Source organism: Leucobacter sp. Ag1 (assembly GCF_000980875.1).
Classification (GTDB): domain Bacteria; phylum Actinomycetota; class Actinomycetes; order Actinomycetales; family Microbacteriaceae; genus Leucobacter; species Leucobacter iarius.
This window is the reverse complement of record NZ_LAYO01000108.1, coordinates 46,940-67,136: the sequence shown is the minus strand read 5'-3', so window position 1 is coordinate 67,136 and position 20,197 is coordinate 46,940. Positions and strand designations below refer to the sequence as shown.

Genomic DNA, 20,197 nt, shown 5'->3' with positions numbered 1-20,197 from the left:
CACCGGCCCGAGCCCCTTCGCCCCGCTGCGCTACTTCGCGCCGCCGTTGCGCGCCCGCACCGCGAGCAGCGCGCAGGCGATCACGACGAGTCCGCCGACGACGGTCGGCCAGGTCAGGTGCTCGTGCAGCAGCAGGGCGGCCCAGCAGATGCTCATGACCGGCTGCGCGAGCTGCACCTGGCTCACCTGCGCCATCGGCCCGATGGCGAGGCCGCGGTACCAGGCGAAGAAGCCGAGGAACATGCTCACGACGGCCAGGTAGGCGAAGGCCGCCCACTGCACCGGGGCACCGCTCGGCACCCCGTCGGCGAGCGAGATCCCCGTGAGCAGCACCATGAGCGGCGAGGCGAGCACGAGCGCCCACGAGATGGTCTGCCAGGCGCCGAGCTCGCGCGCGAGCATGCCGCCCTCGGCGTAGCCGATCGCGCACACGATGACGGCGGCGAACAGCAGCAGGTCGGCCCGGTGGAGGCCGCCGATGCCGCCGCCCTGGATCAGCGCGAAGGCGACCGCCGCGACGGCGCCGACGCCGGCGGCGATCCAGAAGGATCGCCGGGGCCGTTCGCGCGCGCGGAGTACCGCGGCGACGGCGGTCGCCGCGGGCAGCAGCGCGATCACGACGGCGCCGTGGCTGGCCGGGGCGGTGGTGAGCGCGTAGGAGGTGAGCAGCGGGAAGCCGACCACGGCGCCGCCCGCGACGACGGCGACCCGCAGCCACTGGGTGCCGCGGGGCATCCGCTGGCGGGTGATCGCGAGCGCGAGAGCGGCGAGCACGGCGGCGATGACGGCGCGGGCCGAGCCCGCGAACAGCGGCGACATGTCGCCGTCGGCGACCGCGACGCGGGTGAGCGGCACGGTGAACGAGAAGGCCGCGACGCCGAGCAGGCCCCACCACAGACCCGAACGATCTGTCGATAGCGGAGGTGCGGAGATCGGAGTAGCGCTACTATCTATCTTCATGAACCATAGTAGCAGCGAGCGGATCGTCGCGGGCCTCCGCGAGTGGATCGCCGCGGCTCCCCCCGGGGCGAAGCTGCCCTCCACCCGCGCGCTCGTCGCCGAGTACGGCGCGAGCCCCGTCACCGTGCAGCAGGCGCTGCGCGTGCTTGTGGGACGCGGGATCGTCGAGACCCGGCCGGGAGTCGGAGCCTTCGTCCGGGCCGTCCGCACCGCTCGCACGACCGACCACGGCTGGCAGGCGGCCGCGCTCGGCGAGTCGACGGATCCCGCGCCCCAGGCCCTGGCCGCGCTGCGCACCCCGCCCAACGACATGATCTCGCTGCACGCCGGCTACCCCGACCGCGAGCTGCTGCCCGAGCGCCTCGTACGCGCAGCCTTCGGCCGCGCCGGCCGCGACGACAGCGCCGTCCAGCGCCCGCCCACGGCGGGCCTGCCCGAATTGCAGACCTGGTTCGCGGCCGAGCTCGGGGCCGTCGGGCGGGCCGATGTCGCGCCGCCCGCCGCGAGCGACGTGCTCGTGCTGCCCGGCAGCCAGAGCGGGCTCGGCACGATCTTCCGCGCGATCGTCGGCGCCGGAGGTCCGCTGCTCATGGAGTCGCCGAGCTACTGGGGCGCGATCCTCGCGGCCGCCCAGGTCGGCGTGCGCGTCATCCCGATCCCGAGCGGCCCGGACGGCCCCGATCCCGAGACGCTCGAGCGCGCGTTCCGGCGGACCGGCGCGCGCGCCTTCTACGCGCAGCCGAACTTCGCGAACCCGCACGGGGCCCAGTGGGCGCCCGAGCTCGTCGACCGGGTGCTCGACATCGTGCGCGCGAACGGCGCGTTCCTCATCGAGGACGACTGGGCCCACGACTTCGGGATCGAGTCGCGTTCGGCGCCCGTCGCCGCGCGCGACGACAGCGGGCACGTCGTCTACCTGCGCTCGCTCACCAAGAGCGTGTCGCCCGCAGTGCGGGTCGCGGGCCTCGTCGCGCGCGGCCCCGTGCGCGACCGGCTCCTCGCCGACGCGCAGGCGCAGGCCATGTACGTGAGCGGGGCGCTGCAGACGATCGCGCACGACGTCGTCACGCAGCCCGCCTGGCGCACCCACCTGCGGGGCGTGCGCCACCAGCTCGCCGCCCGGCGCGACCTGCTCGTCGCCGCACTGCGCGAGCACGTCCCCGGCGCGCGCCTCGACCTCGTCCCCCGAGGCGGCCTGAATCTCTGGCTCCGCCTGCCGGACGGCACCGATGCGCACCGCCTGGCACGCGACTGCGAGGATCTCGGCGTCGTGGTCGCTCCCGGTCAGGGCTGGTTCCCCGAGCCGGCGCCCGGCGCCCATCTGCGGCTGAACTACTCGGGTCCCGACCCGGCGTTCTTCGCCGAGGGCGCGCGGATCATCGGTGCGGCGCTCGCGCTCCAGGAGTCCGTCGCACTCGACTGACGACGGAGCCGGATCGGGCCGAAGGGGCCGCGCCGGTCCGCAGTGTCGGTGGCGGATGCCAGACTGCCTCCGTGCTCACCACCTTCGCCGTCAGCGGCTACCGCTCGCTCGTCGACCTCGTGCTGCCGCTCGACCGGCTCACGGTCGTGTCGGGCGCCAACGGCACCGGCAAATCCAACCTCTATCGGGCGCTGCGCCTGCTCGCCGCCGCCGGCGAGGGCCGCACCGTCGGGGCGATCGCGCGCGAGGGCGGGCTCTCGAGCGTGCTCTGGGCGGGCCCTGAGAGCCCGGGCCAGGGCAGCGGGCAGGGCACCGTGCGGAAGCGCCCGGTCTCGCTCCGCATCGGCTTCGGCTCCGACGGCTTCGGCTACCTCGCAGACCTGGGCCTGCCGCAGGTCGATCCCGCGCGCAGCTTCTTCACCCGCGACCCCGAGATCAAGCGCGAGCAGGTATTCACGGGGTCGTTCGCACGCCCCGCCTCCGTGGTGATCGACCGCACCCGGGCCGCGGTGCGCGTGCGCGACGGGGGCTGGCGCTCGGTCCCCCAGACGCTGGGGCCCGGCCAGAGCGTGCTGCTCGACCTCGAGGACCCCTCGGCGCTGCCCGAAGTCCTGCGGCTCCGGCACGGGATGGCGCAGTGGCGCTTCTACGACCACTTCCGCGCCGACCGCGACGCCCCTGCGCGACAGCCGCAGGTCGGCACCCGCACCCGCTGGCTGAGCGACGACGGCGCGGATCTCGCCGCGGTCTGGGCGACGGCGATCGAGTCCGGGCATGAGGGGCCCCTGGCCTCCGCGGTCGCCGACGCGTTCCCCGGCTCGCACGTCGACATCGACGCAGCAGACGGCGTGTTCCGGCTGCTGTTCTCGCAGCGCGGCCTCCTGCGCCCGCTGACCGCGGCGGAGCTCTCGGACGGCACCCTGCGGTACCTGCTGCTCTGCGCCGCGCTGCTGCCCGCCGATCCCCCGCCGCTCGTCGTCATCAACGAGCCGGAGGCCTCGCTCCACGAGGATCTGCTCGGGCCGCTCGGCTCGCTCCTCGCGGAGGCCGCACGGCGCACGCAGGTCGTCGTGGTCACCCACTCCGCCGCGCTGCGGCGCGCGCTCGAACCCCGGGGCTCGGCGGTCGAGCTCGTGTCGTCGGGCCAGGGCACGAAGGTGCTCGGGCAGGGGCTGCTCGACGCCCCGCCCTGGCACTGGCCCTCGCGCTAGGGGTTCCCGACCGCCCGCGGCCCGGTGAGCGGCGACCAGTCCGCCGCGTACGCCGCCGGCCGCGCGGTGCGCGCGTCGCTGCCGAAGCGCGCGCACGGGTCCCGCCCGATCGTGCCGAGCACGCGTCCGAGCAGCTCCGAGAACTCGGCCTGCCGCGCAGGATCGATCGCCTCGAACACGAGCCGTCGCAGCTGCTGCACGTGCGCGACGACGTGCGCCTCGAGGTGCGCCCGACCGCTCTCCGTGAGCACCACGTCCGTGGCACGGCCGTCATCGGGGTTCTGCTCCCGCTGCACCCAGGACCGCCGCTCGAGCCGGCCGACCGCGACCGACAGCCGCGCGATCGAAACGCTCATCCGAGCCGCGAGCTCGCTCATGGTCCGGGTCCCCGACGGCGCTTCCGACAGCGACCCGAGCACCCGGAAATCGAGGTACGAGACCCCCGCATCGCGCTTGAGCTGAGCTTCGATCGCGCTCGGCAGCTCGACGGTGATGCGCAGCAGATCGCGCCAGAGCTCCTGCTCGGCGTCGTCGAGCCAGCCGGCGTCGTTCACGCGCGCTCCCCAGCTCGGCCCCGCCCGCGCGTGGAATCGCGGAAGACCACGTCGATCGGCACGTCCCGCCGCCGCGCCCCCTCGCCCGGGGAGCGATCGTCGAGGACCTCCCGCATGACCCGCATGCACTCGCGCCCGAAGGTCCGCGGGTGCAGGTCGATCGCGGTGATCGACGGCTCGGTGTAGCGCAGCGCGGGCGAGTCCACGGCCGCGGCGACGAGCAGATCCTCTCCGACCGTGCGGCCGTACTCGGTCGCGCTCGTGATCACGTTGAGCACCGATCCCTCGGTGAGCGAGATGATCGCGTCCGCCGGGTCCGTCTCGCCGAGCAGCTTCCGGGTCGCCGCGATCGTCGAGTCCGTCAGGCCCTCGACCGCGACGGCCTCGATCCGTTCGCGCGCCCCGTGCTCCGTGCACCAGTCCCGGTAGGCCTGCGTGATCTCGTCGGACCACCCGCTGAACATCTCGGGCACGATGATCGCGGGCGCGCGGGCGCCGTGCTCGGCGAAGTGGTCGAGCAGCTCACGGGCGGCTGCGGCGTGATCGGAGCGGACTTCGCCGGCGACCGCACGGTATTCGGCGGGCATGGCTTCGCCGCTCACGACTGGGAGCCCCGGGGCGAGCAGCTGCTCGAGCACGGGGTCCCCCGGAACCGGGTCGATGGCGATGATGCCGTCGGCGTCGATGCGGGGCAGCGGCCGCCCGTTCGCCGGCCGCGGCAGGAGCGTCACCAGCAGGCCGGCCTCGAGAGCCTCGTCGACCATGCCGAACGCCGCCTCCGTGTAGTACCCGAGCGTGGTCGCGATGCTCGGCAGGTAGACGACGATGATCCCGGTGCGCGCGGCGCGGAGGTTGCGGGCCGTCGGGTTCGGCCGGTACCCGAGTTCGGCGGCGGCGGCGCGCACCCGTTCGCGGGTCGCGGCGGACACTCCGGTGCGGTCGGTGAGGGCGAACGACGCCGCTCCGCGCGAGACGCCGGCGAGGTCCGCCACGTCCTGCAGGGTCACGGGGCGTTTGACGGGCATGAAGCGAAGGTATCACCGCACGAGGTGCAGCCGGACCGCGGTACGGGCGGCGGGTTTGCCGTCGCAACTATATCGGTTTAGTATTCATCCCCAGACCCGCGAATGCCGTTCGAAGGAGAACCCGTGGCCCAGCAATCGTCCGCGCACCTGCGCCGTACCCTCGGCCTCACCGGCCTCGTCGTCTTCGGCCTCAGCTACATGGCCATCGGCACCGTCTTCACCACCTACGGCATCGTCAACCAGCTGACCGACGGCCACCTCCCGCTCTCGTACGTCATCGCGCTCGTCACGATGCTCTTCACCGCCGCGAGCTACGCGGCGATGGTGAAGAAGTTCCCCGTCGCGGGATCCGCCTACACCTACACGCAGCAGGCCTACGGCGGGATCGCCGGGTTCATGACCGGCTGGGTGCTGCTGCTCGACTACCTCTTCATCCCGATGATCAACTTCATGATCCTCGGCTTCTACGTCGGCACCCAGTTCCCGAGCGTCCCGCCGCAGGTGTTCGCCTTCGCAGCCCTGGTGCTGGTGCTGGTGTTCAACATCCTGGGCATCAAGATGGTGAACCGCCTCAACACCGCCATCATCGCGATCTCCCTCGCGACCGCCCTGCTCTTCGTGATCCTGGCGGTGAAGGCCGCGATCAACGACCCGAGCGCGCCCGGTCTGCTCGAGCCCTTCGTGCCCGGAGCCGAGGGCTTCAGCCCGGCTCTCTCGGGTGCCGCCGTGCTCGCGCTGTCGTTCCTCGGCTTCGACGCCGTCTCGACCCTGTCGGAAGAAGCGAAGAACGCTCGCCGCGACATCCCGCGCGCCATCATGCTCACCACCCTCATCGGCGGCGCGCTCTTCATCTTCATCTCGTGGATCGGCGCGCTGGCGTACCACCCCGCCGACTGGTCCGCGATCCCCGACGAGATGAAGAACGCGGCCGGCGTCGCGCTCGTCGCCCACCTGGGCGGCAGCCTCGCGCCGCTCTTCGAGGCCATCGTGGTGATCGGCTCAATCGCGGGCTGCATCGGCTCCGGCCTCGCCGGCCAGGTCTCGGTCGCCCGCATCCTCTACTCGATGGGTCGCGACGGCACCCTGCCGAAGCCCCTCGGCCGGCTCTCGAAGCGCTTCGGCACGCCCGTCGTCGCGGCCGTCACCGTCTCGGTGTTCGCGCTCGCCTGCCTGTTCCTCACCCTCGATCAGGCCGCGTTCATGATCAGCTTCGGCGCCCTGGCGGCGTTCACCATGGTCAACCTCTCGGTGATCCGCGTGTACCTGTTCCCGCGCGGCGGTGCGGGCGACCGCAGCGCGAAGGGCTGGATCCTCTACGGCATCGCACCCGCCATCGGCGTCGCGCTCTCGATCTGGCTCTGGACCTCGCTGCACCCCACGACCTGGCTCGTCGGCGGGATCTGGGCCCTGATCGGCTTCGCGATCCTCGCCGTGAAGACCGGCTTCTTCCGCCGCCCGGTGCCGCGCATGAGCTTCGAGGAGGAGTCCCCCTCCACCGAGGCGATCGACGCCTACGCCGACGAGCACCCGCTCGACGAGAACGCCACCCGCTGATCACCCGGAACCGAAGGGAACCCCTGATGACCACTCCTCCGATCGATCTGATCGTGACCGGTGCCCGGCTGCACGCGCTCACCGATATTGCCGGAGCGGCCGACGCGATCGCCGTGTCCGACGGCCGGATCGCCGCCGTCGGATCCCGCACCGAGATCGCCGCGCTCGGCGACGGCCGCACCGAGCGCCTCGACTTCGCGGACGGCACCATCGTCCCCGCGTTCACCGACGCGCACGCGCATCCGATCGCAAGCGTCTCGATCCCGCAGGGCACCGACCTCTCGGGGCTGCTCACCCGCGCCGCCCTGCGGGAAGCGCTCGAGCGGGGCGCCGCCGAGCAGGCCGGGAACGACTGGTTCTTCGCCTCGGGGCTGGACCCGAACGCGTTCGAGGGCGCCCCGATCACGAACGGGATCCTCGCCGAACTACTCGGCCCGGATCGGCTCGCCCACGTCGGCATGTTCGACGGCCACTCCGCCCTGGCATCCGACGCGCTGCTCCGGCTCGCCGGGATCACCGAGGGGCGCAGCTATCCCGACGGCTCCAGCATCGTCGCTGATGCCGACGGCCGCCCCACCGGGCACGTGCTGGAGTTCAGCGCGCTGAACGACGTGCGCGCGCACCTGCCGGTGCGCAGCACCGAGGAGAAGGCGCGCGAGCTGCACACGCTGCTCGGCGCGATGGCCGAGACCGGTATCGCCCGCGTGCACGTCATGGATCTGCAGGATCCCGACGCGATCGCGATCCTGGAGGCCGCCGAACGGATCGCCCCGCTCCCCGTCTCGCTGCGCCTCTCGCCGTGGTGCGAGCCCGGCACGAGCGACCGGCAGGTCGACGAGCTGATCGCGCTGCAGGGCCGCAGCGGGGACCGGTGGAGGATCGGCGGGATCAAGTTCTTCATCGACGGGACGGTCGAGGGCGGCACCGCCTGGCTCGAGACCCCCGACATCCACGGCGAGAACACCGAGTCCGTCTGGCGCGACCACGCCGCCTACGCCGCGCGGATCGCCCGGTTCCACGCGGCCGGGATCCCGACCGCGACCCACGCGATCGGCGAGCGTGGCATCCGCTTCGTCGTCGACACCCTCGCCGCGCTCCCCGCAGGCGGGCCGCAGCACCGCATCGAGCACATCGAGTCGGTCGCGAAGGACGTGATCGACCGGCTCGGCGCCGCCGGCATCGCCGCGAGCATGCAGCCGACCCACTGCACCCACTACACGCGGGCCGACGGCAGCGACGACTGGTCGCAGCGGTTGGGCGAGACGCGCGCGCATCGCGCCTGGTGCACGCGGGACGTCCGCGACTCGGGCGCGATCCTCGCCCTCGGCTCCGACTTCCCGGTCGCCCCGTTCAATCCGCTCGAGATCATGGCCGACGCGCAGCTGCGCCGGCCCGCCGGCGCTCCCGCGGTCGAGCCCGTGCTGCCCGAGCAGGGCCTCACCGCCCGCGAAGCGCTCGAGGGGTACACGACGCAGCCCGGCGCGGCCATCGGCGAGCGATCGGGTCGGGTCGCGGTCGGCGAGCCCGCATCGTTCACCGTGCTCGACGTCGATCCGCTCACCGCGTCGCCCGACGCGCTCGCGGCGGGCCGAGCGCTGCTGACCGTCTCGGAGGGCCTCGTGACGCACCGCGCCTGACCGCGGCCGACCGGCCACTGCGTGCGCACCGGATCGCCTCGGCGCGCACGCAGTGGCCGGGGTTACGCTGAGGATCATGAGCACCGCGGAGCAGATCCCGAGCACGACCGAAGCGCCGACCATGCGCGCCGTCCGACAGGAGTCGTTCGGCAGCCCGGAGGTGCTGCACCTGGCGGAGGTCCCGCGACCCGCTCCCGGGATCGGCGAGGTGCTGATCCGGGTGCGCGCCGCCGGGGTGAACCCCACCGACTGGAAGCACCGTGCCGCCCCCGGATGGGCCGGTTCCCTGCCGCTGACCCTCGGCTGGGACGTCGCGGGGGTCGTGGAGGCGGTCGGCCTCGGAGTCACGCTCTTCGCACCGGGCGATGAGGTTTTCGGCATGCTGCCGTATCCGCACGGCGTCGGATCCCACGCCGAGTTCGTGGTCGGGCCGACGCGCGCCTTCGTGCGCATCCCCGAGGGGATCGACATCGTGCAGGCCGGCGCGCTGCCGCTCGCGGCGCTCACCGCCTGGCAGTCGCTGGTCGACACCGCGGGCGTCGGGGCGGGGCAGCGCGTGCTCGTGCACGCGGCGGCCGGCGGAGTGGGGCACCTCGCGGTCCAGATCGCGAAGGCGCGCGGCGCGACGGTGATCGGTACGGCGAGCGCGGCCAAGCACGAGTTCGTTCGGGGCCTCGGCGCCGACGAGGTGATCGACTACCGCACCGAGGACTTCGCCGAGGTCGTGCGCGACGTCGACGTGGTGCTCGACACCATCGGCGGCGACTACCAGCTGCGCTCGCTGCGCACGCTCCGCCCCGGCGGGATCATGGTCTCGACGCTCCCCCGCCCCGCCGAGGGGCTCTTCGACCGCGCGGCCGAGCTCGGCGTCCGCGCGGAGCTGATCCTCGTCGAGGCCGACCACGCGGGGATGCTCGCCGTGGCGGAGCTCGCCGCGAGCGGTGCGCTCCGCGCCGAGATCGCGGGCGTCTTCCCGATGAGCGAGGCCGCCGCGGCGCACGCCGCGGGCGAGACCGGGCGCACCACCGGCAAGCTCGTGCTGACGATGGGCGGATGATCCGGGCCGCCCCTTCCCCGAGCGCGCCGCCGGACGTACGATTCCGGCATGTGCGCGCAGTACGGACTGGGCGGCGGACCCTACGTCGAACCGCCGGACACCCCGATCCCGCCGCTCGACGAGCGGGAGTCGGCGGAGCGCGTCGCCGAATGGGCGGCGCAACGCGACGGCACCGCGCGGATCACCGGCAAGAACGCCCGAAATCTGAATCCGCTGATCCGCGAGGTCGACGGGCGGCGGCGGCTCGACCTCGCCTGGTGGTGGCTCTGGAAGGGCGATGCGCCGGCGAGATTCTCGGCGTTCAACTCCCGCGACGACGCGCTGCTGCGATCCTGGCGCACCCCGTTCCAGCATCGCGCACTGGTGCCCGCGAGCTGGTACCTGGAGAAGGGGGCGAGGTTCGATCTGGGCGGTTCGATGTTCGGTATCGCCGCGATCACCGCTGTGTCGCACGACGCGAACGGCGAGGAGATCCTGAGCTACTCGCTCGTGACCCGTCGCGCGGTCGGGTCGGCGCTCGACGCGCACTCCGGTGACGGGGAACCCCGGATGCCGCTCATCCTCCCGAGCGAGATGCACGACGACTGGCTCGATCCCGAGCGGGCCGGCGACCGGGAGCTCATCGATCGGGCCGTGCTCGCATCTGACGGCATCTCGCAGGATCTTCGGCGCTCCTGACCGATCTCGCGGATCGCCGAGCGCCGACTTGCGGCCGCCCCGGGGCCCCTCGATACTCGAACATGTGTTCGAGCGATTCGGGGGTGCGAGATGAGCGTCGACGTACTGCTGGACGATCAGGTCGCGCTCTGGCTCACCGACGGCCGGCCCGACCGCATGGTGTGGCGGAGCGAACGCTGGCGCGTCGTGGACGCCCCGGCCCCGCTCGCCGACACCGCGGGTCCGAGATGGCGCTTCCGCGCGCGCTCCGAGACCTCGGGGGCGCTGCGCGAGTTCGAAGCGCGCAGCACGGCGGGGCGCTGGTTCGTCGTCGCCGCGCTCGCGCGCTAGTCCGTCGTCGCCCGGCTCCGGTTCCGTCGCCGCGAGATCCAGACCACTCCGGACCCGATCGCGAGCACGACGACCGCGATCCCGGCGATGTACACCGCGACCAGCGGGTAGCCGCCGGGCTGGTTCGGGTTGAGGAACGGGTAGGGGTACCAATAGTGCAGCCCCGTCGCGGGGCTCGTGATGAGCGGCCCGCGTACGAGCGTGTACACCGCCCAGAGCACCGGGAACGCCGCGATCACGGCGACCGTGCGCTTCCGCAACGGCCCGCGCCCGGGTGCGACGAGCACGTCGGCGAGCAGCAGCAGCGGCCCGATCAGGTGCATCATCTCGTTCGCCCAGGTCACGGTCGCGCCCTGCGGCAGTTCGATCCCCCGCAGCAGCGTGTTGTAGACGATGCCGGTGGTGATCATGTAGGTCGAGGCGCAGGCCAGCAGGATCGCGAGCCCGCGGGGCTCCCGCTCGCCCTCCGCGGCGCGCAGCCCCCAGAGGCCGGCGAGCAGCAGCGCGACCACCGCGCTCAGGTTCGACTCGATCGTGAAGAAGCTCGCGAAGTTGGCGAGCACGGTCGGCAGGTGCGATCCGTGCGGCGTCGTCGCCTCGAGCGCGTTCGTCACCGTGATGATCAGCTGATGCGCGACCGCGGCGAGGATCAGCGCCGACCCGAGGAGCCGAACGAAGGACCAGGCTCTCATGCCGCGGGGCGAGTTCATGACACGAACATAGCGGCTGGGACACTCTGTCGGCACCCCGTTCCGCGCGGACGCGGACGCGGGTGCCGACAGAGTGGAACGACGGGCCCCGTGCAGGGGGGAGGGCGCTCGTCGTCGCGCGCGTGCGCAACCCACAATTACCTTACCTCAGTAAGGAAAGAAGGTCGATGCTCTATCCTTGCGGACAATGAGCAAAGCAGCAGGAACCTCTTCCGGGCGGCCCCGCGACAAGAGCATCGACGAAGCGCTCAAGCGCGCTTTCGAGGGCCTCGCCATCGATTCGGAGATCCGCTCGATCTCCATGAAAGACCTGATCACCAGAGCCGGGACCAACCGTGACGCCTTCTACCGGCGCTACAACTCGCTCGGGCACTTCCTGGTCGACGTCGCCGTGCACCGCTACGCGCTCGATCCCGCGTCCGACACCGGCACCCTCCTCGGCGACATCGAGTCCGTCGTGCAGGATCAGGTGGACATGTACACCGACGGCGTCTGCCGCGAACTGATCCCGCTGCTGCTCGACGCCAGCGCGAAGGACGACGTCGTCGCCGAGCTGTTCGCCTCCCAGTTCATCCACCCCCAGCGGGAGTCCTGCCGCCGCATGCTGCAGCGCGCGGTCGACCGCGGCGAGATCGAGCCGCCGGAGGACGCGGAGTATGTGATCGACCTGCTCTACGGCCCGCTGCTGCTGCGCGCCGCGCTCCCCGGCGAAGCGCCCATCACCGAGAAGATCGTCCGGCAATCGGCGCGCACCGCGATGCGCGAGCTGGGGGCGGCGCTGCCCGAGGACGCACGCGCCTGAGCCGGCGCACCGTACGAACGGCAGCGAGCCGGGATCCTTCCGCTGAGGAGGATCCCGGCCCGCTGCCGCGTGCGGAGGCCGCGGCCGATCAGAAGTCGAAGAGCTCGCCGAGGAATCCCTCGCGACGGCGCTTCTTGCCCGAGCGCTGGTCGTAATCGCGGTCGTGACCCCGATCGTGACCGCGGTCGTAGCCCCGGTCGCGTCCGTGATCCGAGAAGCGACCCCGGTCGTCGACCGGCGCCTGCGGAGCCGCGGGGGCGGCGGGAGCGGTGCGGCCGTACTCGGTCGCGGCGCGGTCGACGATCTTGTCGAGCTCGCCGCGGTCGAGCCAGATGCCCCGGCACTGCGGGCAGTAGTCGATCTCGACTCCGGAGCGCTCGGACATCACCAGGTCGGTCGCGTCGATGGGACATTTCATGATGGTTCTCCTTCGGTGGTTCGGTGATTCGGTGGTTGCGATGGTTCGACCGCGTCGGACGCGGGATCAGGCCCCGGCCTTCGCGGCGAGCGCCCGGTCGAGCGCGTCGGTCAGGTCGGTGACGCTCGTGAGCTCGAGCTTGCGCCCGTCCAGGAAGAAGGTCGGCGTTCCGGTCGCCCCGAGCAGGCGCGCGGCGTCGAAGTCCTTCTGCACCCGGTCCCGGGTCTTCGGGTCCGCGACCGCGGCGTCGTAGGCCGCGAGGTCGAGGCCCAGGCGCTGCGCGTACTCGCGGAATCGCGGCGCCTCGGAGGTCTGCTTCTCGCCCCACTCCGCCTGGGTCTCGAACATCTGCCGGTACATCTGCTCGAACTTGCCCTGCTGCGCCGCGGCCTCGACCGCGAGCGCGGCGGTCATCGAGTTCCTGTGCCCCGGCATCGGGAAGTAGCGGATCACGTAGGTGAGCTTGCCGTCGTACTGCTTCCGGATCTCCTCTCCGTACGGGTAGAAGGCGCCGCACGCCTCGCACTCGAAGTCGAGGAACTCGACCAGGGTGGGGGCGCCCGGACCCCCGTCGTCGAGCACGTGCGAGTCCGCCGCGACGACGTCGGACACCGAAGCGGGCGCGTCGGCGCTCGGGGCGGGGGTCGCCGGTCGCGCCAGGATCGATACCGCGATCGCGACGACGGCGAGCAGGATCACCGCGGGGATCACGATCAGAGCCGCCCGCGTCGAGGTGGAGATCCGTTTGGGCCGGGTGGAATCGGAAGGGGTGGTCATGCGTTGCTCCTCTGCCGTTCCGCCGGTCACCGGATGTTCTTGGTCAGGAAGACCATGGGGTCGATGGGCTTGTCGTCCTGCCGCATGGCGAGGTGGAGGTGCGAGCCGAAGGCCATGCCAGTCGCGCCCACCCGGCCGGCGGTATCGCCGATCTTCACCTGCTGACCGACCGTGAAGCTGCTCGAGTCGTTCTGCATGTGGCAGTAGCGGCTCGTGACGTCGCGCCCGCCGATCTTGTGCTGCACCTTGAGCCCGAAACCGCAGCCGTCGATCGTCTGCCCCGCCTCGAGCACGATCCCGCTCGCGATGATGCGGATCGGCGTGCCGTCGGCCGCAGCGAAGTCCTGCGCGTCGTGGAACTGGGCGACGGGGGCGGTGCGGTAGCCGAACGGATCGGTCAGGGGCACCTGGGCGTCGAACGGGTAGCGCACCTTCGAGTCTGAGAGCCCCGAGAGGTCGGGGGATCCCGGCTTCGCCTCGGGCGCGGTCTCGATGGGCGAGATGGTGTCGAAGGCCCGCTCGCCGGAGCCGAGCGCGGTGCCGCCCGTGCCGTTCAGGTGCTGCGCGGGTGCCGCGGCGGCGAGCGCCGCACCCGGGCCGGAGGCTCCGGCCTGCTGCGGCTGGGCGAGGAGCGGCGCGGCGAGACCCGCGACCATGACGCAGGCGCCGAGCGCGGCGGTGGTCGCGGTCACCGCGCGGCGCAGCCGCCGGGCCGCGGTGGGGGCGGCGCTCTCGGGCTCCGCCGCCTCGATCGCCGACTGCGGTCCGTCGGCCGACATCAGGTGGATCGGATTCGGCGTGCAGAGCTCGTCGTGGGGATGCGCCTCGGGCGCGTTCGGGGATTCGGTGCTCACGCGAACAGCACCGCCGTGAGCACGTAGCTCAGTCCGGCGACGACGAGCGCCGCCGGGACGATGAGCACGGTGAAGACGATGGGGTTGCGGAAGGGATGCTTGGTCGAGTGCATCGAGGACTCCTCTGGGTATCGGTCGTCGGGCGTCCGCGTGCGGCCGGAACGGACGCCGCGGGGCGGGCTGCTGCGCGTCGGCTCGACGTCCGATGCGGAGGCAGGGACGGGAGCAGCGACGCGCGCCGACGATCAGGTACGGAGGACGGAGAGGGTGAAGGGGGACGGAGGCTCGATGAAGGGGCGCCCGGGTGCGCGGACGCGGAGCACGACGAACGCCCGCTTCGAGAGGGTGCTCGTGCGCCCGCGGTTCCGGCGGATCACGACGGCGAAGGTGAGGAGGAGCGCCAGCACGCAGACCGAGACCAGGTCGAGGCAGCCGCCGATCGGGGCCGCGGTGTCGTGGCCCTCGGCCGGGGTGTCGTGCACGCGCTCCTGGCCGGTCAGGCCCTGGTTCGAGGCGGTCGGGGCCGCCGTCGCGGCCGCGGTGTCGTGGGCGACGACCCGGGTCCCGGTGGATCCGGCCGCGACGGTCGAGGCGGCGGAAGCCGCGGCACCGTGCGCGGGATCCACGTCGCGAAGGGCGTGCATGCCGAGCAGGCCGAGCACGATCGCCGCAACCGCGAGCACGATCCAGGGCGCGGCGGAGCCCTTCGCGCTCCAGCGCGCGGTCGCGCGTGCCTGCTCCATGCTCCACCTCCCGGTCGGAATCGCTGCGGATGAATCGAAAACCCAGCAAAGCTAACATCCGACCCTGAGATCGGCGGGAGAATCGACCCTTTTCAAAATCGTCGCTGAGCGATAGCATCGCCATATGACGATGAATGCGACCGAGCCGGTGATCCTGGATCCGCAGGCCACCGCGGCCTACGCGCACCTCTTCCAGGGCCTCGCCGATCCCACCCGCCTCGCGGTGCTGCAGCACCTCGCGTCGGGCGAGCACCGGGTCCGCGACCTGGTGCAGCACATGGGCTTCGCGCAGTCGACGGTCAGCAAGCACCTCAGCTTCCTGCTCGAGTGCGGTCTCGTCGCGGTCCGCCCCGACGGGCGCGCCTCCTGGTACTCCCTCGCGCACCCGGAGCGGCTGAGCACCGTCATCGCCGCCGCCGAAGCACTGCTCGAAGCGGCCGGCACGCGGGCGATCCTCTGCTCGCACCTCCGCACCCCCCGAACCGCGGCACCGGCCGCCGAGCGAAAGGACCACTGATGGGCGCAGGACACGACCACGGACCCGCGGTCGGCGAAGCCGGCCACCCCGGCGACCACCGCAAACGGCTCGCCATCGCCTTCGCGATCACCTCGATCATCGTGGTGGCGCAGGCGGTCGGCTCCTGGGTGACCGGCAGCCTCGCGCTGCTCACCGACACGGCGCACGCCCTCACCGACGCGACCGGCCTGCTCGTCGCACTCATCGCCGGCACGCTCATGCTCCGCCCCGCGTCCTCGAAGCGCACCTGGGGCTTCCGCCGCATCGAGGTCATCGCGGCGCTCGGCCAGGCCACCCTGCTCCTGGCCGTCGGCGTGTACGCGGCGATCGAGGGCGTGCGACGCCTCTTCGCGCCGCCCGAGGTGCCCGCGGGCGAGCTGCTCATCTTCGGCGTCGTCGGCCTCGCCGCCAACATCGTCGCGCTGCTGATCCTCTCGTCGAGCCGCGGAGCGAACTTCAACATGCGCGCCGCGTTCCTCGAGGTGATGAACGACGCGCTCGGATCACTCGGCGTGATCGTCGCGGCGATCGTCATCGCGACGACCGGCTTCCAGCAGGCCGACGCGCTCGCCGGCCTCTTCATCGCCGCCCTGATCGTGCCCCGCGCGTTCACCCTGATGCGCGAGACCGCGGGCGTGCTCATGGAGTTCACCCCGAAGGGGCTCGACCTCGACGAGGTGCGCGCCCACATCCTGAAACTCGACCACGTGCTCGACGTGCACGACCTGCACGCCTCCACCGTGGCGACCGGCCTGCCGACCCTCACCGCCCACATCGTGGTCGACGACGAGTGCTTCACCGACGGCCACGCCGCCGAGACGCTCAGCACTGTGAAGTCCTGCGTCGCCGAGCACTTCAAGGTCTCGGTCCAGCACTCGACGTTCCAGATCGAGACGGAGGAGATCCGCGACCAGGAGGGCAGCGCCGTGCGCCACGCCTGATCCCCCGGGCGGCGCTCGCCCACGCGGCGAGCGCCGCGCTCCACCCTCCGATAGGCTCGATCCGTGCTCATCGAGATCGACAGACGCTAGCCACCGCACCGCCGGTGGCGCCCCCGACCGAGCCCGCATCCGTTCTCGGATGCCGCCGCGCTCGGCGATCCTCGTGATCCGACGCCCCGAACGGCTGCGGTACTCCGCCGCCGCGATCCGCCCTCCCCGCTGCGCCTCCGCGCACGGTTTCCGGTCGCGGCTCCATCGAGAGCACCCACCAGCGCGAATCGCGCACTCAGGAGAAGCGTCATGTCCATCGCACCCGCGGTCACCCTCCGCGACCTCACCTTCGAGTGGCCCGACGGGGCCACCGCTTTCACCGGCCTGTCCGGCACCTTCCCGACCGGGCGCACCGGCCTGGTCGGCCGCAACGGCGCCGGGAAGTCCACCCTGCTCCGGCTCGTCTCGGGCGAGCTCCGTCCGAGCCGCGGCGAAGTCGCGGCCTCCGGCACGGTCGGATACCTGCACCAATCGGTCACCCTGCGCACCGGCGTGTCCATCGCCGACCTCCTCGGGATCGCGCCCGTGCTCGATGCGATCCGCGCGGTCGAGCACGGGGACGTCGATGTACGGCATTTCGACACGATCGGCGACGACTGGGACCTCGAATCCCGCGCCCGCGAAGCGCTCGACCGCCTCGGTTTCGAGGGAGTCCCCCTCGACCGCCGCGTCGAAGCGCTGTCGGGCGGCGAGACGATGCTGATCGCCATCGAGGGCATGCGGGTGCGGCGCACCGCCATCACCCTGCTCGACGAACCGACGAACAACCTGGATCGGGAGATGCGCGCCCGCGTCCGCAGCCTCCTCGCCGACTGGCCGGGATCCCTCGTCGTCGTGAGCCACGACGTCGATCTGCTCGAGACCCTGGACGCCACCGCCGAACTGTCCGCCGCTGGCCTCGAGTTCTTCGGCGGCCCCTACAGCGCCTGGCTCGCGCATCGCGACCGCGAGCAGGCGGCGGCGATCGCGACCGCCCGGTCGGCCCAACAGGCGTTGAAGGTCGAGAAACGCCAGCGCGTCGAGGCCGAGACCAAGCTCGCGCGGCGAGAACGCACGGGCAAGCGGACCCAGCGGGACGGTGGGATCCCGAAGATCCTGGCCGGCAATCGGGCGAGCAAAGCGCAGAACGCGGCGGGATCGATGCGCGCGACCCTCGACGTGAAGGTCGCCGCCGCCCAGGAAGCCGTCGACCGGGCGGACGCACGGGTCCGGGTCGAGGAGCGCATCAGCCTCGTACTCCCCGATCCGGATGTGCGCTCGAATCGTCGCATCGCGGAGTTCGAGGACGGGGACCGCACGATCCTGGTCCAGGGACCGGAGCGAGTCGCGCTCGTCGGACCGAACGGCGTCGGCAAGTCGACCCTGCTGGCCCGGTTGCTCGGGCACGATGGAGCGGGCGCCGGAGCGACGCCGGCCTCCTCCCGGATCCGGACCCGATTGCACACCGACCGGATCGGGTTCCTCGACCAGCGCCAGAGCGGCCTGGACGAGGCCGCCAGCGCACTCGCGAACGTGCGAGAAGCCGCGCCCGAGGTTCCCGACGGCACCGCGCGTAACCTGCTCGCGCGCCTGCTGATCCGAGGCGCCGCCGCCGACCGGCCGGTGGCCACGTTGTCGGGCGGGGAGCGCTTCCGCGTCGCGCTCGCGCGCCTGCTGTTCCAGGATCCGCCCGCCCAGTTGCTGATCCTCGACGAGCCGACGAACAACCTCGACACGGCGAGCATCGATCACCTGGCGCAGTCGCTCGACGCCTACCGGGGCGCACTGATCGTCGTGAGCCACGACGACGCGTTCCTCGGCCGGCTCGGGATCGATCTCACCCTCGAACTGGGCCGGGACGGCGGGATGAGGACGGTCGCCGGGTTCGCACCTACAGCCCCGGCAGCACGAGCACCGAGAGCGCGGTAGCCACGGCGCTGAGCAGCAGCACCGCGGCGGTCGCGACGACGGCCGCCGCGGGCACGCCCGTGCCGCTCGTCGTGCGGCGCCCCGCGAGCGCGATCGGTCCCGCACCCCCGACGGTATCGTGCGAACGCGCCGAGCGCTCGTCGCGGTAGCCGCCCGCCTGGCGAGCGAAGCGATCCCCCAGCAGCGCGAGCGCCGCCTGCACCCGCTCCATCGTCTCCGCCCTCCAGAGCGGCAGCCCGAAGCGGAAGTAGAGCAGCAGGTGATCGTCGACGAGCTCGACCTCGCAGTCGTTCGCGACGTCGATCAGCGCGGCCATCACGTCGGGCGTGAAGATCTCGAGGGCATCGCGCTCGTAGCCCGCGGGGCAGAACAGGGTGAAGTGCCGATCGAAGTCGCCCTCGAGGCTCAGCACGACCCGGTTGCCGAGCCCCAGACCGGCGAGGGCGAGCACGCGGGACCGCCGGTTCTTGAGCACGATGTGCGGCACCGCGCGCGGGAGATCGAGCTGCGCGAACGCGAACGGGCGGCGGAAGCCCGACCCGCCGCCCGGTTTGGTGACGGGCTGGTTGCGGGCGAGCACGATCCCGTCGCCGAGCACCGCCGCCCGCTCCACGTTGACCATATTCTTCGGGAACCCGAGTCCGGCGCGCGCGACCCGCCAGTCGAGCGTTCCGGAGGCGGCCCGGTCGACGAAGCCGAGACCGTTCGCCCGCGCGAACCTGCGCAGTCGGACGTCGCGCAGTCGCCAGCGCAGCCACCAGGTGAAACCGCCGAGGATCAGCAGGGTCCACGACAGCGGCACGAGCAGCAGTGCGGACCGGGCGAGCGACGGGATCCCGACCGGGTCGATCGCCCGGGCGATCAGGATCGCGACGCAGACGACGAGCGCCACTCCGAGCAGGGATCCGGTCGCGAGCACGGCGACCCCGCGGTGCCACGGAACGCCGACACCGCGCCGGTACTCCCGCAGTTCCGCGAGCGTGGGCGACGGCGCGAGCACGTCCGCCGGGCCGAGAAGCGGCGGACGGCGGACGCGACTCGGATCGTGTCGGCTCAGATCCGCCACGGGAGCAGGCCCCACGGGCCGCGCCGCTTGCCGTCGAGCGCGTGCTGCATCGCGGCGACGGCATCCCCGCCGCGACTCGCCTGCTTCTCATCCATGGTGCCGTCGCTCCAGTGCATGACTCGGCCGAGGGCGTAGCTGCGGCCGAAGGCCGCCCACGAGTCGAACTCGGTACGGGCGAGACCGTTGACGTACTCGACGAGCTTCATCGAGTCCGCTCGCGAGATGAGCCCCATGCCGACGCCCCAGACCGGCACCGCGGCCGCCTGCCCGAGCGCGTAACCGTCGAGGCTCACGACCGGCTCGTTCGCGGGGAACATCTTCTTGCCGAGCTCCTTCTCGTAGTAGTTGACCGCGCGCACGAAGTCCCGTTCCTCGCCCTTGCCGGTGCCGCCGGCCTCCTTGATTGCCGCGATCCACTGGCGCTCGCTGGGGCGGCGTCCGCCGTTCGCCTGGGCGGCGCGCGCGCGCAGCGCGAGCAGCTGCTGCCACAGCTCGCGTCGGCGGCGCTGGGTGGTGAGCCGCTCCACGTTCTCGACGACGTCCTGCGTCGAATTCAGCCCCCACATCCGCGCGAGCTCCTGCTTCTGCTTGGCGGTGAGCGTGCTCGCCGTGGGATCGTTCCACAGTTCGCCGGAGTTCAGGATCTGCTGGAAGCCGAGGGCGAGGAGGTTCGCCTCGCGGGTGTCGACCGGGAAGTCCTTGTGGTGCGCGAGCGGCGCGAACTTGCCGTACGCCCAGAGCAGAACGAAGAGCAGGGCGACGACGAGCACGCCGATGATGATCCAGCGGATCACGGCGTTGGCCGGGTCCCAGAACCAGTCGAAGAACTGCGTGACGATTTCCATCGGAGGGGATCCTTTCGCGAGCGGCCGGGCGGACCCGGTCCGTCCTCGGCACATTACCGGAACAGTGTACGTGTAATTGCCGGATCGCCGTCCCCACCACCCGCTCGACTTGACTCGGCGCGTTCCGCAGTGCTCG

At 72.1% G+C, this 20,197-nt stretch carries 21 protein-coding genes; 11 read left to right on the top strand and 10 right to left on the bottom strand.

Annotated features, from left to right (window positions below; all coding sequences use genetic code 11):
* Positions 1–30 precede the first annotated feature (30 nt).
* Positions 31–960 (bottom strand): DMT family transporter, encoded by a 930-nt coding sequence (locus tag XM48_RS14015; protein WP_046456447.1) that lies wholly within the window; start codon positions 958–960, stop codon positions 31–33.
* Between XM48_RS14015 and XM48_RS14010 the strand changes: the two genes are divergently transcribed.
* Together XM48_RS14010 and XM48_RS14005 are read left to right on the top strand one after the other, a co-directional pair.
* Positions 959–2,383, top strand: a complete 1,425-nt coding sequence (locus XM48_RS14010) for a PLP-dependent aminotransferase family protein (protein ID WP_046456446.1) — start codon at positions 959–961, stop codon at positions 2,381–2,383. The genes XM48_RS14015 and XM48_RS14010 overlap by 2 nt on opposite strands.
* A 71-nt stretch (positions 2,384–2,454) precedes the next feature.
* A complete protein-coding gene (locus XM48_RS14005; protein ID WP_046456445.1) occupies positions 2,455–3,594 on the top strand; it encodes an AAA family ATPase in 1,140 nt (379 codons plus the stop codon).
* On the opposite strand, the gene XM48_RS14000 is transcribed toward XM48_RS14005, so the two are convergent.
* Positions 3,591–4,148 (bottom strand): MarR family winged helix-turn-helix transcriptional regulator, encoded by a 558-nt coding sequence (locus XM48_RS14000; RefSeq protein ID WP_052961536.1) that lies wholly within the window; start codon positions 4,146–4,148, stop codon positions 3,591–3,593. The genes XM48_RS14005 and XM48_RS14000 overlap by 4 nt on opposite strands.
* Entirely contained in the window at positions 4,145–5,173 is a 1,029-nt protein-coding gene (locus XM48_RS13995; protein WP_046456444.1) for a LacI family DNA-binding transcriptional regulator, read from the bottom strand. The genes XM48_RS14000 and XM48_RS13995 overlap by 4 nt, the downstream gene beginning before the upstream one ends.
* A gap of 123 nt (positions 5,174–5,296) precedes the next feature.
* Here XM48_RS13995 and XM48_RS13990 point away from each other — a divergent pair, with 123 nt between their 5' ends.
* The 5 genes from XM48_RS13990 to XM48_RS13970 all read left to right on the top strand — a co-directional run bounded on the left by XM48_RS13990 (position 5,297) and on the right by XM48_RS13970 (position 10,429).
* Positions 5,297–6,727: an APC family permease gene (locus XM48_RS13990; RefSeq protein WP_231580892.1), complete on the top strand. Its 1,431-nt coding sequence runs from the start codon at positions 5,297–5,299 to the stop codon at positions 6,725–6,727.
* A gap of 26 nt (positions 6,728–6,753) precedes the next feature.
* Complete coding sequence (locus XM48_RS13985) at positions 6,754–8,364, top strand: amidohydrolase (RefSeq protein ID WP_052961534.1); 1,611 nt, start codon at positions 6,754–6,756, stop codon at positions 8,362–8,364.
* Between the two features lie 76 nt (positions 8,365–8,440).
* Positions 8,441–9,421 (top strand): NADP-dependent oxidoreductase, encoded by a 981-nt coding sequence (locus XM48_RS13980; protein WP_046456442.1) that lies wholly within the window; start codon positions 8,441–8,443, stop codon positions 9,419–9,421.
* A gap of 48 nt (positions 9,422–9,469) precedes the next feature.
* Positions 9,470–10,099 carry an SOS response-associated peptidase family protein gene (locus XM48_RS13975; protein ID WP_046456441.1) on the top strand — a complete coding sequence of 210 codons (630 nt, stop codon included), beginning with the start codon at positions 9,470–9,472 and terminating at the stop codon, positions 10,097–10,099.
* Positions 10,100–10,189: 90 nt separating this feature from the next.
* Positions 10,190–10,429: a hypothetical protein gene (locus XM48_RS13970; RefSeq protein ID WP_046456440.1), complete on the top strand. Its 240-nt coding sequence runs from the start codon at positions 10,190–10,192 to the stop codon at positions 10,427–10,429.
* Here XM48_RS13970 and XM48_RS13965 read toward each other — a convergent pair.
* Positions 10,426–11,139 (bottom strand): Pr6Pr family membrane protein, encoded by a 714-nt coding sequence (locus tag XM48_RS13965; protein WP_231580891.1) that lies wholly within the window; start codon positions 11,137–11,139, stop codon positions 10,426–10,428. The two genes, XM48_RS13970 and XM48_RS13965, sit on opposite strands and share 4 nt — an antisense overlap.
* A 187-nt stretch (positions 11,140–11,326) precedes the next feature.
* Here XM48_RS13965 and XM48_RS13960 point away from each other — a divergent pair, with 187 nt between their 5' ends.
* Positions 11,327–11,941, top strand: a complete 615-nt coding sequence (locus tag XM48_RS13960; protein WP_046456438.1) for a TetR-like C-terminal domain-containing protein — start codon at positions 11,327–11,329, stop codon at positions 11,939–11,941.
* Positions 11,942–12,029: 88 nt separating this feature from the next.
* Here XM48_RS13960 and XM48_RS13955 read toward each other — a convergent pair whose 3' ends face one another.
* The 4 genes from XM48_RS13955 to XM48_RS13940 form a co-directional block, all read right to left on the bottom strand.
* Positions 12,030–12,359 carry a zf-TFIIB domain-containing protein gene (locus XM48_RS13955; protein ID WP_046456437.1) on the bottom strand — a complete coding sequence of 110 codons (330 nt, stop codon included), beginning with the start codon at positions 12,357–12,359 and terminating at the stop codon, positions 12,030–12,032.
* A gap of 66 nt (positions 12,360–12,425) precedes the next feature.
* A complete protein-coding gene (locus XM48_RS13950) occupies positions 12,426–13,136 on the bottom strand; it encodes a thioredoxin domain-containing protein (protein WP_046456436.1) in 711 nt (236 codons plus the stop codon).
* A gap of 26 nt (positions 13,137–13,162) precedes the next feature.
* Positions 13,163–13,990 carry a M23 family metallopeptidase gene (locus XM48_RS13945; protein ID WP_052961533.1) on the bottom strand — a complete coding sequence of 276 codons (828 nt, stop codon included), beginning with the start codon at positions 13,988–13,990 and terminating at the stop codon, positions 13,163–13,165.
* Positions 13,991–14,235: 245 nt separating this feature from the next.
* The gene (locus XM48_RS13940) at positions 14,236–14,733 is read right to left on the bottom strand and encodes a hypothetical protein (RefSeq protein ID WP_046456435.1); all 498 of its coding nucleotides are present in this window, start codon (positions 14,731–14,733) and stop codon (positions 14,236–14,238) included.
* 124 nt (positions 14,734–14,857) lie between these two features.
* Here XM48_RS13940 and XM48_RS13935 point away from each other — a divergent pair, with 124 nt between their 5' ends.
* The 3 genes from XM48_RS13935 to XM48_RS13925 all read left to right on the top strand — a co-directional run bounded on the left by XM48_RS13935 (position 14,858) and on the right by XM48_RS13925 (position 18,150).
* Positions 14,858–15,250: a metalloregulator ArsR/SmtB family transcription factor gene (locus XM48_RS13935; protein WP_046456434.1), complete on the top strand. Its 393-nt coding sequence runs from the start codon at positions 14,858–14,860 to the stop codon at positions 15,248–15,250.
* On the top strand, positions 15,250–16,191 hold the full coding sequence (locus tag XM48_RS13930) for a cation diffusion facilitator family transporter (protein ID WP_046456433.1): 942 nt from the start codon (positions 15,250–15,252) through the stop codon (positions 16,189–16,191). Before XM48_RS13935 ends, XM48_RS13930 begins: the two co-directional genes overlap by 1 nt.
* A gap of 300 nt (positions 16,192–16,491) precedes the next feature.
* Positions 16,492–18,150, top strand: coding sequence for an ABC-F family ATP-binding cassette domain-containing protein (locus XM48_RS13925; RefSeq protein WP_046456432.1), 1,659 nt, complete (start codon positions 16,492–16,494; stop codon positions 18,148–18,150).
* Here the strand turns inward: XM48_RS13925 and XM48_RS13920 are convergent.
* Positions 18,113–19,216, bottom strand: a complete 1,104-nt coding sequence (locus tag XM48_RS13920) for a hypothetical protein (RefSeq protein WP_046456431.1) — start codon at positions 19,214–19,216, stop codon at positions 18,113–18,115. The genes XM48_RS13925 and XM48_RS13920 overlap by 38 nt on opposite strands.
* Positions 19,204–20,061 carry a DUF1266 domain-containing protein gene (locus tag XM48_RS13915; RefSeq protein ID WP_046456430.1) on the bottom strand — a complete coding sequence of 286 codons (858 nt, stop codon included), beginning with the start codon at positions 20,059–20,061 and terminating at the stop codon, positions 19,204–19,206. The genes XM48_RS13920 and XM48_RS13915 overlap by 13 nt, the downstream gene beginning before the upstream one ends.
* Positions 20,062–20,197 lie beyond the last annotated feature (136 nt).

Excerpts from the sequence above, each read along its gene's own strand:
- XM48_RS14010 (WP_046456446.1), top strand. The coding sequence starts at position 959 with ATGAACCATAGTAGCAGCGAGCGGATCGTCGCGGGCCTCCGCGAGTGG.
- XM48_RS14015 (WP_046456447.1), bottom strand. The coding sequence starts at position 960 with ATGAAGATAGATAGTAGCGCTACTCCGATCTCCGCACCTCCGCTATCG.
- XM48_RS13995 (WP_046456444.1), bottom strand. The coding sequence starts at position 5,173 with ATGCCCGTCAAACGCCCCGTGACCCTGCAGGACGTGGCGGACCTCGCC.
- XM48_RS13985 (WP_052961534.1), top strand. The coding sequence starts at position 6,754 with ATGACCACTCCTCCGATCGATCTGATCGTGACCGGTGCCCGGCTGCAC.
- XM48_RS13980 (WP_046456442.1), top strand. The coding sequence starts at position 8,441 with ATGAGCACCGCGGAGCAGATCCCGAGCACGACCGAAGCGCCGACCATG.
- XM48_RS13975 (WP_046456441.1), top strand. The coding sequence starts at position 9,470 with ATGTGCGCGCAGTACGGACTGGGCGGCGGACCCTACGTCGAACCGCCG.
- XM48_RS13970 (WP_046456440.1), top strand. The coding sequence starts at position 10,190 with ATGAGCGTCGACGTACTGCTGGACGATCAGGTCGCGCTCTGGCTCACC.
- XM48_RS13965 (WP_231580891.1), bottom strand. The coding sequence starts at position 11,139 with ATGAACTCGCCCCGCGGCATGAGAGCCTGGTCCTTCGTTCGGCTCCTC.
- XM48_RS13960 (WP_046456438.1), top strand. The coding sequence starts at position 11,327 with ATGAGCAAAGCAGCAGGAACCTCTTCCGGGCGGCCCCGCGACAAGAGC.
- XM48_RS13955 (WP_046456437.1), bottom strand. The coding sequence starts at position 12,359 with ATGAAATGTCCCATCGACGCGACCGACCTGGTGATGTCCGAGCGCTCC.
- XM48_RS13950 (WP_046456436.1), bottom strand. The coding sequence starts at position 13,136 with ATGACCACCCCTTCCGATTCCACCCGGCCCAAACGGATCTCCACCTCG.
- XM48_RS13940 (WP_046456435.1), bottom strand. The coding sequence starts at position 14,733 with ATGGAGCAGGCACGCGCGACCGCGCGCTGGAGCGCGAAGGGCTCCGCC.
- XM48_RS13935 (WP_046456434.1), top strand. The coding sequence starts at position 14,858 with ATGACGATGAATGCGACCGAGCCGGTGATCCTGGATCCGCAGGCCACC.
- XM48_RS13930 (WP_046456433.1), top strand. The coding sequence starts at position 15,250 with ATGGGCGCAGGACACGACCACGGACCCGCGGTCGGCGAAGCCGGCCAC.
- XM48_RS13925 (WP_046456432.1), top strand. The coding sequence starts at position 16,492 with ATGTCCATCGCACCCGCGGTCACCCTCCGCGACCTCACCTTCGAGTGG.
- XM48_RS13915 (WP_046456430.1), bottom strand. The coding sequence starts at position 20,061 with ATGGAAATCGTCACGCAGTTCTTCGACTGGTTCTGGGACCCGGCCAAC.